The sequence below is a fragment of the Emticicia aquatica genome (assembly GCF_923079645.1).
GTDB classification, from domain to species: domain Bacteria; phylum Bacteroidota; class Bacteroidia; order Cytophagales; family Spirosomataceae; genus Emticicia; species Emticicia aquatica.
In genome coordinates this window covers 583,354-601,930 of sequence record NZ_CAKLPY010000001.1, presented here as the reverse complement: position 1 = coordinate 601,930, position 18,577 = coordinate 583,354, and the positions used below count along the sequence as shown (strand labels likewise).

Here is an 18,577-nt window from a genome sequence, read left to right as displayed (position 1 = left end):
GTTTTTAATAAATAAAAAATGTCAAATGAAGGTCAAAAACTACTATCCGAAAAAGTATGAAGTGATTTTTCTTTACTGAGGATATTTATATTTAACCCTATCAAAAAGTTTCAATATTGTCTTTCAATTAATTTATAAAAACTCTCAACTTTAATAATATTCAGATGAAAAAAGGCTTTTTTGCATACTCATCATATCCTTCTTCTTGTGGACAAGCAATCGAAATTGCAATTAGTGAAATAAATAAGAGTGAGGATTATTATATAAAATCTTGGACTTCCATGTCTGTCAATGGCAGACTTATTAGCTTAGAAATATTAAAAGAGATTGAGGATGCAGACTTTTTTTGTGCTGATATTACTGGAATTAATGATAATGTTTTATTTGAAATGGGATATGCTTTAGCAAAGAACAAACCCATGTTTATTGTTTTTGATACCTCCATGATAGAATCATACAGAAGGTATAACGAGTTAAATTTACTCACAGATTTAGGGTACAACGATTATCAAAATAGCAGTTCAATTATCGAAGGTTTTTATAAGTTTGCTTCATCAAGATATTTTGATGAAGGGCTGTATGATACTATAATTAAACGATTTGCAAAATCAACAGAAAGAAAGGCACTTCTATATCTAAAATCAAAATATTTAACAGATAGCACCAAAATAGTTTCAAATACTATTAGAGATAAAAGAATTCCTGTGACAATAGATGACGCACAAGAAGTTAAAGTGCAACCTTTAAGTTGGTATATTGAAGAAATTTCAAGCGTTCAAGCTATTCTTTGTGAATTTATGGCAACTTCAAGAAGTGGATTTGAGATACAAAATTCAAAGTCGGCATTTATTGCAGGTATTGGACATGGCCTGAATTTAGATATATTAATGATTTGTGAAGAACCATATAATACTCCTATTGATTATCGTGAAATTTTACAAAAATATTCTAATCCTCAAAAGTGTGAAAACATTATAAGCCCATTCGTTAATAAAATTTCAGATAATATTATTGAGATTCTAACAACCAAAAACATTCTTGCTAAGAAATCAAAAATTAGAACAGAATTTCAAAATATAAGATTTGGTGATTTTATTGCAGAGAATGAAATAGAGGATTTATATGAATATTTTATAGAAACACTTTTTTACTCTCAGCTTTTGAATAATAACGTAAATATTGTTGTTGGAAGAAAGGGAGCTGGAAAATCTGCAACTTTATACTATTTAAAAGATAAGTACTCTCGTGATAAGAAAAATATTATTTGTGTAATAAAGCCATTAAATTTTGAAATTGATGGTTTGGTAAGCTTAATAGAACAAATTAATGGTGAATATGAAAAGAATTTTTTGGTAGAAGCAATATGGAAATTTTTAGTTATTTCTGAGATAGCAAAAAAAGTTTTTGAAAATATTTCCAATAAACCAAAACCCGCTGTCACACGGCAACAAGAAGAATTTAGAAGTTATATAAATAGTAATAAAGAACTTTACTTTGATGATATTTCAACAAGATTGGAAAACTGTATTGATAAAATAAAGGAAAAGATTGGGAATGGATTATCTCAAAATGAATATAAAGCTAAAATAACAGAAGCGTTACATTTAGACACAGTTTATAGCCTAAAACAATATTTTGCAAATGTTATTGATAAGGATGAAACCATTATCGTTTTAATTGATAATCTTGATAAATCTTGGAAAAAAGATAATAAAATTTCTATTATTGGAAGAATCATTTTTGGGTTAATTAATTCAGTAGAAAGAATAGTAGGTGATATATTTATAATTAAACAAAAGCATAAAAATTTAAAATTTAATCTAACACTTTTTTTAAGAAGTGATATTTACAGTAATATTATTCAGCATGCTCCAGAACCTGATAAAATTAATCCAATTTGGCTAAGATGGAATGATTATGAGGTATTCTTTAGAATTATAGAGGAAAGATTTTCAGTAATTAACAATAAGGATAGTAGTGATTTATGGCATAAATATTTGGCAGATGAAGTAAATGGAGAAAAGATAAAAGATTTTATTATTTCTCGAGTTTTACCAAGACCTCGGGACATTATATACTTCTTCAAAACTGCACTTTCTACGGCTATTGTCAGAGGTCATGAAAAAGTAACACCTGATGATTTTATAAAAGCTTATAAAGAGTATTCAACTTGGGTATTTAGTTCCTTAATTGTGGAGAATGGAATAACATTTAAACAAATGGAAGACTTTATGTATGGCTTTGCAGGTTCTAAACAAATTATAACATTTGATGAAATACTAAACTTTTTATCTGAAGCCAAAATTGATAGTAAAGACTTGAATTATGTAGAGCGATTTATAGACCATTTGGTATCTCTTTCAATTTTAGGGCGTGAAACTAATATTGATAACTTTGAATTTGAATTTGAGTTTGACCTTGATAGAAAGAATAAAGTATTGAATTCAAGGCTGCAAAATCGACGTTTTAAAATTCATCCTGTTTTATATCCATATTTAGATATTGTAGAATAATTGTTCTTATTTTAAAACAAGTTGTCTTTTTATCAATTTTGTAGTTTACTAACATATTTGCTTACATGAAGAAGTTCTTTTAATTAACTTGTTGATAGATAGTTATTTAGTAATAGATTTCATTTGTCGGCTCCGGGTACGTTAAAGCTCTTAAATCAATGATTTAAGAGCTTTTTTTATGATTATTTATCTACAATTTCGCTGATTTTGTTGAGTATTTTTTCTTGGTCTTCGAGCGATAAATTAAAATCGTGATTGGTGTTAACAAATAAAAATTCAATATTTGGACTACATATATATTTTTCTTTTGCTTCAATTCCTCCGTATTCATCATTAATTCCCTGAATAATCAAAAATGGTGTTTTTAAGTTCTGTAAATGCAAATAACGCTCAGGGTCTTCGTCCATTTCGGGGTGTTTGAATGGATACGCAAGGCAGATTAAATGTTTGATTTTCAATTCATCGGCAATAAAAGAAGAAATTCTTCCACCAGAGGAACGAGAAATAATGATTAATTCTTTTTTATTGCCAAGTTCAAGAATGGTGTTCCTCAAACATTCACAACGCCATTCGATGGAGTCATTTTTTAGATTTTTCCTTCTTTTAAACAGATAATCAAAATAATTCCAATGACTAATTCCGTAGGATATTTGAATAATTCGGAGATTGATTTTCTTTATAAAATTTGGCAGCCAAGGGAGTTTTTCTTCAATATCCCGTACTGCACTTATCCAGTTTAATGCAGCATCTTCCCAAACAATCGAATGATTTCCCTTTTTGAAGTACGAAAATAACATCTGATTCATCGAAAAATCTTTGTGCCAATTATCTCGACCAACAATCAAAATGTTTTTTTTATTATTTACTTTTTTTTCCATATCGCTCAGAATCTTGCTCAATGGTATAAAATTAAAAAAAGTAATATTATTTTTATTAAAAAAAGAGGATAATCAACATATTTGGTAAATAAGTTAATTATCCTCTTCTTAGGCCTTCATTATGCCTTACACTTTCTCAATAATAACGGCATAACCCATGCCAACACCAATACACATGGAAGCCAATGCATATCGTTTATTTTGCTTTTGTAGCTCTAGTGCAGCCGACTGAATAATTCTCGTTCCTGACATTCCGAGCGGATGCCCTAAGGCGATTGCTCCTCCATTTGGGTTTACTCTAGCATCATTATCGTCTAAGCCCAAATTTCTAGTTACAGCCAAACATTGAGCAGCAAATGCTTCATTAAATTCGATAACATCCATGTCATTCAAACTCAATCCTGCTTTTTTTAGAGCTTTTTGTGTTGCTCCAACAGGGCCAATTCCCATAATTCTTGGTTCAACACCTATGACTGCCGACGCCACAATACGTGCTTTTGGCTTTAGATTATATGATTTTATGGCATTTTCTGATGCTAAATACATCGCTGCCGAACCATCGTTTAGTCCTGAAGCATTTCCTGCGGTTACACTTCCACCTTCTTTTTTGAATACTGCTTTTAGAGTGCCTAATTTCTCTAAAGTTGTATTTGGTTTGATAAATTCATCTTTATCAAAAATAGATGTTTCGCCTTTTTTCAATGAAATTTCCACACCTACGATTTCTTCAGCAAACCGCCCTGATTGCTGGGCAATAGTTGCTTTTTGGTGCGAACGAAACGCAAATAAATCTTGGTCTTCACGGCTGATTTTGTACATTTCTACCAAATTTTCGGCGGTCATTCCCATGGCATCAGTACCATATTTGGCTTGCATTTTGGGATTAATAAATCGCCATCCAAAACTAGAATCGTACATTTGAGCATCATTGCCAAATGGTTTTGAGGTTTTGGAAATCACCCACGGACTACGCGTCATGTGTTCCATTCCGCCTGCAATCATAATTTCGGCATCTCCAACCATTATGCAACGAGAAGCATCAATCACTGCCGACATACCTGATGCACAAAGTCGATTGACCGTTTGGGCAGGAACACTAAAAGGCAAACCTGCCAATAAAGATGCCATACGAGCCACATTACGGTTATCTTCGCCAGCTTGATTATGATTACCTAAAATGACTTCATCAATCATTTCAGTCGGAATAGTAGGATTTCTTTTAACTAATTCTTGTATTGACAAAGCTGCCAAATCATCTGCTCTAACCGTTGATAAACTTCCACCAAAACTACCGATGGGCGTTCTGATTGCATCAATTATATATGATTGATTCATTAAAATTCGTGTTTTACATTAATAAATTACACTTAAACAAAAAACAATTTCATTATTAAAAACAAAATTGATGGGCAGGATAAACAGCCCAAACCTGTGTAAAAAGTAGCAGTTAATGCTCCATAAGGTACTAATTTTGGGTCGGTTGCAGCCAAACCCGCCGTCACACCACTAGTTGTTCCCATTAAACCGCCAAAAACCATAGCTGTATACGGATTATTGAGTCCAATATATTTGGCAATAAATGGCGTTCCAATGGTTACAACAACGGCTTTTACTACGCCCGCTGCAATACTCAATGCAATTACGTCGGAACTTGCTCCAATGGCAGCTCCAGTAACTGGTCCTACAATGTAAGTACAAGCCCCCGCTCCTATTGTGGTCAAACTAATCGCATCTGTGTAACCCCAAATTAAAGCTACTATTACACCTCCTAAAAATGAAAGGATGATTCCAAGGAAAAGAGACAATGCTCCTACCCAACCTGTGCGTTTCATAACCAAAAAGCTAGCTCCCATTGCAGTAGAAACGATGGCAAAATCACGGAGCATAGAACCTCCCATTGAGGCAAATCCTGAGAAAATTTTTATGTCTGAAATACCTTTTTCACCACCAGAATATATTCCGCCCATATAAGCCAAAACTAATCCCGCAATGATGGCTATTGCAGAACCGGGTATTTTTTTATTGGTTAATTTTTCAGAAATAATTCCCGACAAATAAATTATCAGTCCAACTACCAAAAAAGCAAAGACTAACCCATTCTTTTCGAGAAATTTTGTAATGATTTCCATGTTAATCTAATTGAGTGTTTTTGGATAATTTAGCTAAAAAGGGGATGGCAACAATACAAATAATGACAGGAACAATACCAGCAAAAAGTGCAATCAAACCGCTTGAAATTGCCACTTTTACATTCTGAGTAGCCGACATTGCTACAACAATCGGAATATACATCTGACTCCAAAATTGGATTCCATTTTCGGTATTTTTGTCTAAATATCCTTTTTTATTGAGCCAATCATTGAGTAAAATCAGCAATAACATGGCAAATCCAACGCCGCCAACATTTGCTTCAACTCCGATGATTTTACCGAGAAATTCACCAAAAATTTGACCAACCACATAGCAAAAGGCCAATATTGCCACTCCATAGATTATCATGTTTTGAATTAAGGTTAAGATTTATGAATAGTTAAATTTGTCTAGAAAAACTTTTTCAAATCGTTTTTAGTCACTTTTCCCATAGCATTACGTGGGAGTTCTTCAATAATTTTGTATTGTCTAGGTGTTTTGTAAGCGGGCATTTTTTCACGCATCCAAGTATTTAATTCTTTTAAATCTAAACCGTTATCGTTTACGATTAGAACCGCAGCAACTAACTCGCCCCATTCTTCATTTGGAATACCAACCACGCTACAATCATTGATTATTGGGTGCGTTCGTAAAATTTCTTCAATTTCTAAGGCTGAAATCTTATAGCCTCCAGATTTAATTATATCAATCGAATCTCGCCCTAAAATTCTATAATACCCCTTTTCAACAACAGCAATATCTCCTGTTTTAAACCAACCATCATCAGTAAATGTCTTTTGAGTTGCTTCGGGCTTATTCCAATATTCAAGAAAAACATTTTTACCTTTTATTTGTATTTCACCCGCTTGACCGCGTTTAACAACTTGGTTATTTTCATCAACTAACCTTACTTTTACGCCCGAAAGTGGTTTGCCAATATAACCAGCTTTTCTTTCCTCATTGTAAGGATTACTAATTCCCATACCAATTTCAGTCATTCCGTAGCGTTCGAGAAGTGTGTGAGAACTGATGTTTTTCCATTTTTCCATCACCGAAACAGGTAATGCAGCCGAACCCGAAACCATCAAACGAAATTTTGAAAGAGTTTCTGAAATTTGTTTTTGCTGGTCAATCGGTAAACTTTCCCAATAAGCAATCAATTTAAAATAAATGGTCGGAACAGCCATAAAAACATTGATTTCTCCTTTTTGAAAAGCAGAAAAAACTCCTTCAGCCGAATACGATGGCAAAAACTCAACCGTTGCACCCGACCACAAAGCACACAAAATTACGTTAATGATTCCGTGAACATGATGAAGTGGCAAAACACATAAAATATGGTCTTGGGCTGACCAATGCCATGATTTAACCAACGTCGAAATTTGGGCCTCAATATTTTCGTGTGTGGTAACAACGCCTTTGGGAAGATTGGTCGTGCCACTTGTATAAAGTATCATTGCTCGCCTTTCTGATAAAAGATTAGGCAACTTTTTTAAATTGATTTCATTGCTATCAATGTTTTTCAGCAAGATAAATCGAAAACCTTTTTCGGCCGCCAAAGGTGCTAAAATTGAAGCATATTCTTCTCCAGCAATAACAATTTGGGCATCCGTGTCTTCAATCACATATTGTAAAGACGGCAACGGATACGTAATACACAAAGGTACAGCCACACCACCCGCTCGCCAAATTCCCCATTGAACACTTACATAATCAAAACCTGGTGAAACCATAAATGCCACACGAGTTTCGTTTAAATCGCTGGCGTTTTCGAGTAATAATGATGCAAATTGCTCGGAATAATGGAGTAATTCTTGAAAAGTATATGATTTACCATCTGAAATAATGGCCTGATTTGGCAAATATTTTGTGGCGTTTTTGACTATTTTTAGCATAAGACTGAAATATTTTATCTACAAATATGGCTTTTAATAGTTGATTTTTTCATCAAAACTTGCACTTGTTTTTGCTCTTACTTCTTCGATAGTTACGTTTGGCATCAATCCGATAAGCGTTAATTTTCCTTCAGGAAAAGCAAAAACTGCCAATTCAGTAATAACCATATCAACTACGCCTTTAGCTGTTAAAGGCAAAGTACAAGTTGGAACTATTTTTGATGAACCATCAGGATTTGAATGAGTCATTGTGATAATCAATCTCTTTGCTCCTTTCGCCAAATCCATCGCACCGCCGACACCCAAAAGTGGTTTTCCAGGAACAGCCCAATTGGCAAGATTTCCTGCTTCATCGACTTCCAAACCACCCATAATTGCAACATCAATATGTCCGCCACGAATCATTGCAAACGAATCTGCACTATCAAAATAGCTACTTCCTTTTAATGCTGTAACTGGAATTTTACCAGCATTTACTGGATAATCCATTGCTCCGCCACCATCAATCGGAACGGGGCCTACTCCGAGCATGCCATTTTCAGTATGCAAGATAATTCCGTGTTTATCGGTAATCAAATCAGCAACTAAAGTTGGAATACCGATACCTAAATTTACCACATCTCCTTTTTTCAATTCAGACAAAGCTCGTCGGGCCATATTCATGCGACTTTCATCAACTTTTTTGGAAGAAGAAACCGAAGCAGAAGTACCTAAATCGGCAAGTGTGATTTTGGCTTCAACCAAGTAATCAACGTAACAACCTTGCGTATGAATAAATTCGGGAGCGATTTCGCCAACTGGAACAATTTCTTCCACTTCAGCGATAACTAAATCGGCTGCCGTTGCCATTGCTTTATTGAAATTATTTTCGGTCATTCGGTATTGCAAGTTTCCTGCTGTATCAGCTTTCCAAGCACGAATAAAAGCTACATTTCCTCTGATTCCTTTGATGAAAACCTGTTCTTCTCCGTCAATAATTTTAGTTTCACGCCCTGCAGCAATGAGCGTTCCTGCCGAAGTTGGCGTATAAAAACCGCCAATTCCAGCACCACCTGCCCTAATCGCTTCGGCGAGCGTTCCTTGTGGCAATAGTTCTGATTCAACCAAACCTGCTTGAACAGCTTTTACGGCATTTGGATTACTCGTAAAAAATGAACCAATAATTTTTTTTAATTGACCATTGGCAAGCAATCGGTCGCCGCCTAATCCAGGTTCGCCAGTATTATTACCAATAAAAGTTAAATTTTTTGTACCAATTTCTGCCAAAGCATGCATCAAATGCACAGGATTTCCAGTCATCCCGAAGCCACCTTGTAGTAAGGTATCGCCTTCTTTTACCATTTTGGCAGCCGTATGTAAATCAATTATAGGAACTTGTTTCATTTATTATTTGATAAGATTGAATGCGTAAGCCACAAAATCAAAAGTTATTACCTGATTTTGTGGCTATAATTATTTTAAAATTGGTTATTCAAAAGTTTCAAATGGTAATCCGACATAATTTTCGGCGATAGTTGTTGCATACACTTTTGAAAAACTAATATAATCAAATTTTGCTTTTTGAAGATGATAAGTAAAAGACCCATGTTCATCTTGTTTATGAAACAAAGTGGTCATAAAGTTTGAAAAATCTTGGGCTCTCCAAATACGTTTCAAAGCAATTGCAGAATAATTATCCAAGCTTTGCATTGAATTATTTTTATAAAAATCCACAAAGCCATCAACCAAATGTTTCACGTCAGCAACAGCCAAATTCAAACCTTTTCCCCCAGTTGGTGGAACGATATGAGCAGCGTCTCCAGCTAAAAACAACCTGCCTGATTGCATATTATCCGTAAAAAAGCTACGCATTGGTGTAATGCTTTTTTCAAAAATTGGCCCTGAATTTAATTTCCAGCCTTTTGTACCTAAACGAATTGATAGTTCCTCCCAAATTCTCTCATCCGACCAATTATCAATATGGTCATCGTTATCGACTTGAATATAAAGACGACTCACTTTATCCGAACGTAAACTGTGCAAAGCAAAGCCATTTTCATGGTAGGCATAAATCAATTCTTCGGATGAAGGTGCAACATTTGCCAATATACCCAACCAACTAAATGGATAAGTAATTGAAAACTCATTGAATGAATTTTTGGGTAAAGTCTTCCGCCCAATGCCATGAAAACCATCGCAAGCTGCCACAAAATCACAAGTTAAAATGCCTTTTTCGCCTGCATATTCAAAATGAATTTTTGGATTCTCGCCTTCAAAACCTTCAATTTGTTTGGCTTCTGCCTCAAAGTACAATTCTCCTCCGCCTGCCAACCAAGCTTCCGTCAGGTCTTTTACGACTTCCTGTTGTCCATAAATAGTGATATTTCTACCGCCTGTCAATTCGCCAAAAGGAACCCGAATTCTTTTTCCATCAAAGTTTAAATATACGCCATGATGTTCTTGTCCTTCTTTAACAAGCCTATCTGCTAGACCTAATTTCTTATAAATATCAACTGTGTTTTGTTCGAGCAAACCCGCTCTAACCCTCGATTGAGCATATTCTCGACTACGATTTTCAAGAATTACTGACTCGATTCCATGCTGTTTCAACCAATGAGCAAGGGTTAGTCCCGCAGGGCCTGCTCCAATAATCCCGACTTGTGTTTTTATATTTTTCATTGTCTATTTTATTCCCATTTCAATAAATACTTCTTCTGCACTGTGAAAAGCCTCATTTGCAGCAGGCAAACCACAATAAAGTGCTGACTGCATGAAAATCTCCTTGATTTCGTCAATGGTCACGCCATTGTTAAAAGCAGCTTTGATGTGCATTTTCAATTCAGTTTTTCGGTTAAGAGCAATTAACATAGCAATTGTTATCAAGCTTCGATTATGTTTTGATAAACCCGCACGAGTCCAAATTTCTCCCCAAGCATAATTGGTAATAAACTGCTGAAATTCAGCGTTAAACTCGTTGATATTTGCATTTGCTCTATTGACGTGGGCATCACCCAAAACACTCCGTCGAACGTGCATTCCTTTATCAAAAGTGGTATTTCCAGCAATAAAATTAATGAGCGTTTCACTAAATTTTTTAGGTAATTCAGTACTAGATAAATGTCTTGCAGGAAGAATTTCTAGTGTAGCATTAGGAATGTTCTTCACTAAAAATGTTGCTTGCTCGACATTTGTAACAGGGTCTTCATCGCCAGTAATAACCAATGTTTCAGCAGATATTTTTGATAAATCTTCTCTAAAGTCGGCATCACGAATGGCCGCACAACAATTTGAATAACCTAAAACATCGCTCCGAAGAAACATAGCTTTAGTTTCGGCTACTCTTTTTTCATTATTTTTTCGGAAACTTTCGGTAAACCAGCGTTCTATTGTATCATCCACAATGGCTTGCATTCCATTTTTATTGATAGTCTCGATACGTCCATTCCAACGCTCGTCATTACCAATTTTTGCCCCAGTATTGCTGATAATCAACTTTTTAAGTCGGTCGGAATGATGAACCCCAAGCCATTGCCCGATTAAACCACCCATTGATAATCCACAAAAATAAAATTCTTGGATTTGCAATGAGTCCAATAATTCCAGCAAATCATTGCCTAATAAAGCAATTGTATAAGGTTCTGGTGTTTTTTCAGTTCCGCCATGTCCACGAGTATCATATTGTAAAACCCTAAAATATGGCAGTAAATATGGAATCAATTCATCCCACATTAACATTTCTGAACCAAGTGAGTTTGAAAAAACCAAAACAGGGCTGTTGGGAGTTCCTTGAATTTTGTAATTTGTCTGTATCATTTATGCAATTATTTGAACACGATATTCTTTTTAAGAAATTTTATCCAAAATCTCATCTATTATTTCTAAGCTCAAACCGATTGAATTTTCAGGATTGAAAAGTTCATCAATATTTGGTAAATCAACTTTCAAATCTTGCAAAACTTCCTTCAAATGTTTATCTGCGGAAATAGCTAATTTACAGGCTTTTTCTACCAATTCATGGGCATCTGATTTACCTATTTTTTTAGCTAATTCTAGCGAAACATTTTCGGCATAAATTAAGCCTTTAGTCAATTCTAGGTTTTGCAACATCTTGGTTTTATCCAATTCTAAGCTTTCAATCAATTCAATACTTCGTTCAACTGTCCCCGCAGTTAAAAGCATTATTTCAGTCAAAACTTCCCATTCAGCATGCCAAAGTCCAACCGAACGTTCATGCTCTTGCGGCATAGTCGTAAGCATTGTTGCAACCAAGTTTGGCACTCGACTTGCATTTGCCAAAATAGCTGTTGATGTTACAGGATTTCGCTTGTGAGGCATTGTACTCGAACCGCCTTTCCCTTCAGATGCACCCTCGAAAACCTCTCCAACTTCTGTTTGCATTAATAGTGAAATATCTTTGGCTATTTTGCCTAAATTTCCTACCAAAACACCTAAAAAAGCTGCAAATTCGGCAAAATTATCACGATTCGTATGCCACGAATGAGCGTAATTTAAATCTAAAATTTGGGCAAATTGACGTTTAACAGCAGTTGAAATATTTTGATTTTGACTACCAACCGCACCAGCTAATTGGATAACCAAAACTCGCTTTTTTACTTCCAAAATACGTTCTTTTGAGCGAGTAATGGATTCTAAATAAAGAGCAGTTTTTAAGCCAAACGTAATTGGTTTTGCTTGCTGAAGTAGCGTTCTGCCAATCATCACAGTGTTGCGATGTTTTTTTGTAATGGCTATTAATTGGTGTTCTAACAGTATTATTTTTTCTTCAAGCCAATCCATGAAATCTTTGATTTGTAATACTATCGCAGTATCAACTACATCTTGGCTGGTTGCTCCAAAATGCACATACTTTGCTGCTTCGGTATCTTTATTTTTAATGATTTCGGTTAATTGTTTTACCAATGGAATGGCCGCATTACCACTCAATTTAATAGCTGTTCGGAGTTTTTCAAAATCAATCAATTCGGGTTCGCAGCAATGGCCAATTATCTCTGCCATAGATGGAGGAATAATTCCCTCTTTGGCTTGAGAAACTGCCAAAACGGCTTCAAATTGCAACATTTGAGCAACTAAATTCTGGTCGGAAAATAGCTCATTGATGGCTTTTGAGTAAAATAATTCTGAATAAAGACTCATATTTCAAAAAACACAGTTTCGTTTTCGCCTTGCATATAAATATTAAACTCATAAGTTAAGCTTTTTTTCTGTGCAATAAGCGTATTTCGTCTTTCTTTTGGAATTGAATTTAACACTTCATCTTTTTCATTTAATTCACTTTCATCAGAAAAATAAATACGTGTGTAAGAATGAATCAGTTGCCCACGCATAAATAATATGACCGTAAGATACGGAGCTTGTGCATCGACAGAAGTGGGTTTTACGGTATGAAAAACAAAACGATTTTCGGCATCAGTACCTGTCCCGAATCTGCCAAAAAGTTGATTATTGCCATCATTTTGCCAAATTTCAAGCATTGCATCAGGTATAACATTGTGTTCTCCGTCAAAAACTTTTCCAGAAATCGTTATCGCATTTGGGTGTTCGAGTGGGCTAACCAATCTATTTCCAACCAAACTTTTAAAATCATATAAATACTGCTCAGGCGTAAGACCATAAGCAAAATAAGGGCCGACTGTTTGTGAAGGGGTTTGTAACATCTTAATTATAAATTATCAATGATGAACGATTTGTACTTTTTTGGTGATTTGGCTCAAATTATTTCAATCATAAATTTTCAAAAGGAGTGGCATTATTTCCTCTTAAAACAAAATCAAATCTATAACCGAGAGCAAAACTTGGTTCGGTAATACTTAAATCGAAGCTTGAAATCAATAATTCTCTTCCTTTTGGTGGAACACCCAAGAAAATTGGGTCATATTGCAACAATGGGTCACCAGGAAAATACATTTGTGTAACCAATCGATTAGTAATATTTGATCCAAAAAGTGAAAAATGAATATGATTTGGACGCCAAGCATTTGGATGATTTCCCCACGGATAAGCTCCTGGTTTGATGGTATAAAACTTATAATTTCCATCTTTGTCTGTCATGCAACGCCCAGCTCCTAAAAAATTAGGGTCAAGTGGAGCAGCGTGTTGGTCAACTTTATGGATATATCTTCCTGCGGCATTCGCTTGCCAAATTTCTATTAATGTATGCGGAATTGGTCGACCATTTTCATCCATCACTTTTCCGTGAACCACAATTCTTTCCCCTAAAGGTTCCCCATTTTTTAGTGCATTTTTTGTGAGGTCATTATCAAATTCTCCTAAATTAAAATCGCCAAAAATAGGTCCAGAAAGTTCCGAAAGTGATTGTTTAAGCGGAATAAGAGGCATTGTTGGAGCTCTCAAAATTGTTGATTTATACTCAGGTGATAAGTACGGAGGATGTACTTCTCTGTCGAAAAGATTGTATATGATATTGCTCATTGTTTAATAAAAAGGTTTGAATAAATGCTTCACAAATGTAGCTGTGTATCCGAACAAACTATTGGATTAATAAAAAATAAACTTGCACAAATCAAACATTTTGTCAATATTTGGCTTAAAATTCAAGTATAAGTTGCATTTTTAAAACATAAATGAATAGAAATCTCGTCAATTTCAAAGGTTTATATGGTGATAATCACCAGGCATTTTTAAGCGAATTTATTCACCACGAAACCTTAGAAGTAAGGAGTAAATTGTACGATTGGGAAATAACCGAACATCTACATACTGATTTAATTCAAATTTTTATTTTTTCTTCGGGAGAAGGTTTACTTATTTCGGAGCATAAAAAAATCGCTCTTAATGCTCCTTCAATTTTAGTCATTCCGACAAATACGCTTCATGGATTTGTTTTTCAATCTAATATTTGTGGCGATGTGATTACTTTTACAGAATCTTTTTTGGAAAATATTTTCAGAAATTCTCCGCATATTTTACTCGAACTTAATCATTTAAAAAGTTTTACTTTTGAACCAAACCGTGAAGATTTTGACGAAATTCAACAAATAAATTCCCAAATAATAAAAGAAATTTCAGGCCAAAATTTTGAAAAACAACTGTATTTGCAATCGCTTTTTCAACTACTTTTTCTAAAACTATATCGGATTGGAATGCAGGATAATATCCAAATTTCTAAATCTGATAACCGAACTTTGGCTTATTTCCAGTCATTCCAAAAAAACATCAAAAAGTCATTGCATGAATCAAAATCAATGCATGATTATGCCAAAGAATTAAATATTACGGCGGTTCATTTGAATCGTATTTGTCAAACTTTAGTAAAAAAATCCGCCTTACAGATAGTTCATGAATACCTCATTGGTGAAGCAAAAAAATACCTCAAAAATACAACGCATTCAATTGCTGAAATTTCTTACTTTCTTGACTTCAAAGACCCAGCGTATTTCACCCGACTTTTCAAAAAGCAAACAGGTTTTTCACCGAGTGAATTTAGAAAAAAATAAAGATTCTACTTCAAACCTAGCATTTTAATGGCATTTTCTTTCAAAATTAAAGGTTTCACTTCTTCTTTAAAACCTGCTTCTTCAAAATCTTTCATCCATCTTTCTGGCGTAATCAATGGAAAATCTGTTCCAAAAAGAACCCTGTTTTTTAGCATTGTGTTGGCATATTGTACCAATTGTTTTGGAAAATATTTAGGCGACCAGCCGCTCAAATCAATATAAACATTGGGTTTATGCATAGCCACCGAAAGAGCTTCATCTTGCCAAGGCCAACTCGGATGAGCAATAATTATTGGGCAATCAGGAAAATCAATCGCTACATCATCGAGGTGCATAGGATTTGAATACTCCAAACGCAAACCACCGCCGCCACGAACACCTGAACCAAAGCCCGAATGACCCGAATGAAACAACATTGGCAATTTATACTCCGCTATGACTTCATAAAGATGATAGGCCATTTTATCATAAGGGTAAAAACCTTGTACTGTTGGATGAAATTTAAAGCCTTTCACGCCATAATTTTCAATTAAGTCACGGGCTTCTCTCGCTCCCATTCGGCCTTTGTGTGGGTCAATGCTCGCAAAAGCAATCATTACATCATCATTTTTCAGAGCGGCTTCGGCAACTTCTATGTTTGGAATCCGTTTTTTGCCCACTTCATGCTCTGAATCGACAGTAAACATGACAAATGCCAAATTATTTTCACGGTAAAAATCGGCAGTTTCTTGAATCGTTGGACGTTTATCCGATTTGAAATATTTTGCAAAAGCCACATCAAATTCTGAGCGATAATCGTCGTGCGGTTGGCAACACGAAACCTCAGCATGTGTGTGTACGTCGATGGCTGTTATTTTTTGTATATCAATCATAGTTATTTATAAAATCAAGTTCAAAATCAAATTATCCCACTCAATTCTAGTTTTTCATTTGAATTTAAAACTCGTTACTCCAAATACCCAGCTTTGGCTTTTACGCCTGTTTTCACCCAAGTTCTCAACTCATCAAAAGCCTTAGCAGTTTGTTGATTTGTAAAATTACAATGCCCTTGTCCGTTGGTATATTTTACTGTATAAAACTGGTCTTTTCCTTGCTGATGCACCATGTTTTCAAAATTGACAATGGCATAATTGGCAGGAATCAATTGGTCATAAATGGTGTGCATAACCACTGTTGGCTTGTCGATATTACCAGTTCGGTCATACTTTTTGAAAATCACATCAGGATTTACAGTTGCTGCCAAGCGTTCGGCTTTTTGATTTACAAGCAAATTATCTGGAAAACCTGCATATAAAGTATTGGTATTATCGAATGGATTTCCGTGTGCTTTTTGAGCAATATCTCGCAAAACATTTTCATTGAAAAATAATGAAAAAGGCAAATCATCTACTTTTAAATCGAAACGTTTAGCGAAAGCGATTGCCAAGATTGAATCTTTGGCATAAACTGCTTTTTTAATTTCTCTAGCTCTTGAAAGCATCGTTCGAGCATTTTGAGCTTGAAAAGGCTTCGATAAATCAAAAATATCCTTGAGCGAAGGGACTATTCCTGTAAATAAGCCGTTGAAAGTAGCATAAATATCAAATTCTTTGCGGCATTGTAAATAAGGTCGGCTCGCTAACGGACACAAAGGCAAAGCTCCATGATAATTTGTCCCAAAATTTTCGAGTGTAGCCAACGAAATTCCACCACCCATCGAATGTCCTACCATAAAAGTTGAATCTGGTTTACCATATTTATTCACGAAATATTGGCGTAATGCTTCCGTATCGTCAACACCTTGAGGCAAAGCAAAACCTTGATAGGCATAATCTGAGGCAGCCACAGCAAAGCCTCTATCTAAAAAAGGAGACATTCTTTTGATGAATTCTGGGTTTTGACTTTGGAGTGGTTTTGAACCCATAAATTCGTAGCCATGTGCGTACATTATTAATTTTCCTTTCCAATTTTCAGGAAAAAGAATGCGATAATTTGCTCCATTTATTGCTCCAGAATCTATTTTAGAAACGTTTTGGGCAAAAATAGAAAAACTAAACAAGCATAAGATTAACGTTTTTTTCATAGTATAATAGTTTTAAAGTTCCATTTCTAGTAAAGCATAACTCAGAGCTTTTCCATGCGTATCGACAGCTAAAGATGTTGTTACGCCACTCATCAAAGCATTTTGACAGACAAACAATAAAGAAGCAATATTTGGCATTTCATAACGCACAATTTCACCCGATACAATATCTTTCAAGTGTGTTTTTACTTTGTCAACGGTAACTTCCAAACAAAGTTTTTCATAATCATTTTCATCATACGGAATCAATGATAGCGTTGAGATATTTCCTTTATCGCCTGCTCGACTATGTGCTAAATCGTATAATTTCATTGCTTTAATTTTAAGATTCAAAAAACGTAATTTCAGGACTAACGTTCTGTCTATCAACCAATACTGACACAATTCCGATGACTTCATTGACATATTTCCTCACACCACCCCCACCTGCTGGACCATTTGTATAAAGTGCTTCAACTTCTTCACCAACTATAGCAGCAACTTCTGCTGAATCGGTTTTTGCAGCAACTCTGAGCCTAATTTCGTAAGGAACTGATTGATTTTCAAAATTGGTTCTATGCACAGATTGAAGACCAACGTAATCTATTTTTATTTCATTGACTACGTTTTTTAATCTTTCTTCAATAATCTCTCCTGCCAATTTTGCTCTTTCAACGGCATTTTGTCCTGCATAAGAAATTTCTCCTTCGCCCAAATAAAATGCTTTATAACCAACACTCACTTTGTAAGTAGTTGGTTTTTCTTTGCCAGTTCCACCAAAAATTTGTACTTGATTATTTCCCAAATCCTTTAAATACACAGTGGTAAAATCGGCAATCACATCGGGCGTAAAATACTCATTGGGATTAATAACCTCGTATAATAATTGTTCCTTCACGGTAGCCAAATTTACTTGACCTCCTGTACCATCAACTTTACTAATAATAGCTGTTCCATCCGAAAAAACATCTGCAAAAGGATGCCCCAAATGAGCCAAATCTGGTACAGGTTTTTTAATTGGGTCGGCAAAATAACCGCCCGTAATCTGTCCTGCACACTCTAGTAAATGACCAATAACTGTTCCTTTTCCAAGTAAATCATTGGATTTCCAAGCAAATTCATGAATCATCGGAGCAAGAAAAAGTGATGGGTCTGCAACTCGACCAGTAATAATTATTTGGGCTTCCGATTGTAGGGCTTCTAAAATTCCATCAACACCAATGTAAGCATTGGCAGAAAGTACCTCATAATCACTCAGAAACTTTTCATTTTCAAGAATTTTATATGAATGATTGGAATGACGGAGTTCATCGCTCAAATCATCGCCAGTAATTGCGGCAATTTTAACTTTAAGACCTAATTTTTGAGAAATCTCAAGCACTTTCTTTGCTCCAGCAATTGGATTTGCAGCACCCATATTCGTAATTAGGCGAATATTATTTTTGACCAGCAAAGGCAAAAGCTTACTCATTCTTTTTTCTAAAAGAGGGTCATAACCTTTGTTTGGGTCTTGCATTTTACGTTTTTGAGCCAATGCAATGGTTCGTTCCGCTAAGCATTCCAAAACCAAATAATCTATATTCCCCTTTTCGGCAAGTATCATTGCAGGTTCAATTCTATCACCCGAAAAGCCTGCTCCACAACCGATTCTTATTTTTTGTTTCAT

Annotated in this window: 17 protein-coding genes; 2 read left to right on the top strand and 15 right to left on the bottom strand. The window is 35.0% G+C overall.

Annotation, left to right across the window (positions count from 1 at the left end; genetic code table 11):
• Positions 1-164 precede the first annotated feature (164 nt).
• Entirely contained in the window at positions 165-2,513 is a 2,349-nt protein-coding gene (locus tag MJQ71_RS02560) for a P-loop ATPase, Sll1717 family (RefSeq protein ID WP_238804158.1), read from the top strand.
• 182 nt (positions 2,514-2,695) lie between these two features.
• Here MJQ71_RS02560 and MJQ71_RS02555 read toward each other — a convergent pair whose 3' ends face one another.
• The 11 genes from MJQ71_RS02555 to pcaH all read right to left on the bottom strand — a co-directional run bounded on the left by MJQ71_RS02555 (position 2,696) and on the right by pcaH (position 13,845).
• Positions 2,696-3,391: an alpha/beta family hydrolase gene (locus tag MJQ71_RS02555; RefSeq protein ID WP_238804157.1), complete on the bottom strand. Its 696-nt coding sequence runs from the start codon at positions 3,389-3,391 to the stop codon at positions 2,696-2,698.
• 126 nt (positions 3,392-3,517) lie between these two features.
• On the bottom strand, positions 3,518-4,726 hold the full coding sequence (gene pcaF / locus MJQ71_RS02550; protein ID WP_238804156.1) for a 3-oxoadipyl-CoA thiolase: 1,209 nt from the start codon (positions 4,724-4,726) through the stop codon (positions 3,518-3,520).
• 32 nt (positions 4,727-4,758) lie between these two features.
• A complete protein-coding gene (gene madM, locus MJQ71_RS02545) occupies positions 4,759-5,520 on the bottom strand; it encodes a malonate transporter subunit MadM (RefSeq protein ID WP_238804155.1) in 762 nt (253 codons plus the stop codon).
• 1 nt (position 5,521) lies between these two features.
• Positions 5,522-5,890 carry a malonate transporter subunit MadL gene (gene madL, locus MJQ71_RS02540; RefSeq protein WP_238804154.1) on the bottom strand — a complete coding sequence of 123 codons (369 nt, stop codon included), beginning with the start codon at positions 5,888-5,890 and terminating at the stop codon, positions 5,522-5,524.
• A 41-nt stretch (positions 5,891-5,931) separates the two neighbouring features.
• Positions 5,932-7,416, bottom strand: a complete 1,485-nt coding sequence (locus MJQ71_RS02535) for an acyl-CoA synthetase (RefSeq protein WP_238804153.1) — start codon at positions 7,414-7,416, stop codon at positions 5,932-5,934.
• A gap of 33 nt (positions 7,417-7,449) precedes the next feature.
• Complete coding sequence (locus MJQ71_RS02530; RefSeq protein ID WP_238804152.1) at positions 7,450-8,799, bottom strand: 3-oxoacid CoA-transferase; 1,350 nt, start codon at positions 8,797-8,799, stop codon at positions 7,450-7,452.
• An 84-nt stretch (positions 8,800-8,883) separates the two neighbouring features.
• Positions 8,884-10,074: a 4-hydroxybenzoate 3-monooxygenase gene (locus MJQ71_RS02525; RefSeq protein WP_238804151.1), complete on the bottom strand. Its 1,191-nt coding sequence runs from the start codon at positions 10,072-10,074 to the stop codon at positions 8,884-8,886.
• A gap of 3 nt (positions 10,075-10,077) precedes the next feature.
• A complete protein-coding gene (gene pcaDC, locus MJQ71_RS02520; protein WP_238804150.1) occupies positions 10,078-11,208 on the bottom strand; it encodes a bifunctional 3-oxoadipate enol-lactonase/4-carboxymuconolactone decarboxylase PcaDC in 1,131 nt (376 codons plus the stop codon).
• A 30-nt stretch (positions 11,209-11,238) separates the two neighbouring features.
• Entirely contained in the window at positions 11,239-12,549 is a 1,311-nt protein-coding gene (pcaB, locus tag MJQ71_RS02515; RefSeq protein ID WP_238804149.1) for a 3-carboxy-cis,cis-muconate cycloisomerase, read from the bottom strand.
• A complete protein-coding gene (pcaG, locus tag MJQ71_RS02510) occupies positions 12,546-13,070 on the bottom strand; it encodes a protocatechuate 3,4-dioxygenase subunit alpha (RefSeq protein WP_238804148.1) in 525 nt (174 codons plus the stop codon). Before pcaG ends, pcaB begins: the two co-directional genes overlap by 4 nt.
• Positions 13,071-13,137: 67 nt before the next feature.
• Entirely contained in the window at positions 13,138-13,845 is a 708-nt protein-coding gene (gene pcaH / locus MJQ71_RS02505) for a protocatechuate 3,4-dioxygenase subunit beta (protein WP_238804147.1), read from the bottom strand.
• Positions 13,846-13,997: 152 nt separating this feature from the next.
• Here pcaH and MJQ71_RS02500 point away from each other — a divergent pair, with 152 nt between their 5' ends.
• The gene (locus tag MJQ71_RS02500; protein ID WP_238804145.1) at positions 13,998-14,870 is read left to right on the top strand and encodes a helix-turn-helix domain-containing protein; all 873 of its coding nucleotides are present in this window, start codon (positions 13,998-14,000) and stop codon (positions 14,868-14,870) included.
• Between the two features lie 5 nt (positions 14,871-14,875).
• Here MJQ71_RS02500 and MJQ71_RS02495 read toward each other — a convergent pair whose 3' ends face one another.
• The 4 genes from MJQ71_RS02495 to MJQ71_RS02480 form a co-directional block, all read right to left on the bottom strand.
• Positions 14,876-15,742 carry an amidohydrolase family protein gene (locus tag MJQ71_RS02495; RefSeq protein WP_238804144.1) on the bottom strand — a complete coding sequence of 289 codons (867 nt, stop codon included), beginning with the start codon at positions 15,740-15,742 and terminating at the stop codon, positions 14,876-14,878.
• Positions 15,743-15,816: 74 nt separating this feature from the next.
• Entirely contained in the window at positions 15,817-16,932 is a 1,116-nt protein-coding gene (locus tag MJQ71_RS02490) for an alpha/beta hydrolase (RefSeq protein WP_238804143.1), read from the bottom strand.
• Between the two features lie 12 nt (positions 16,933-16,944).
• On the bottom strand, positions 16,945-17,244 hold the full coding sequence (locus MJQ71_RS02485) for an AtuA-related protein (protein WP_238804142.1): 300 nt from the start codon (positions 17,242-17,244) through the stop codon (positions 16,945-16,947).
• 10 nt (positions 17,245-17,254) lie between these two features.
• Positions 17,255-18,577, bottom strand: a complete 1,323-nt coding sequence (locus MJQ71_RS02480; protein WP_238804141.1) for an acyclic terpene utilization AtuA family protein — start codon at positions 18,575-18,577, stop codon at positions 17,255-17,257.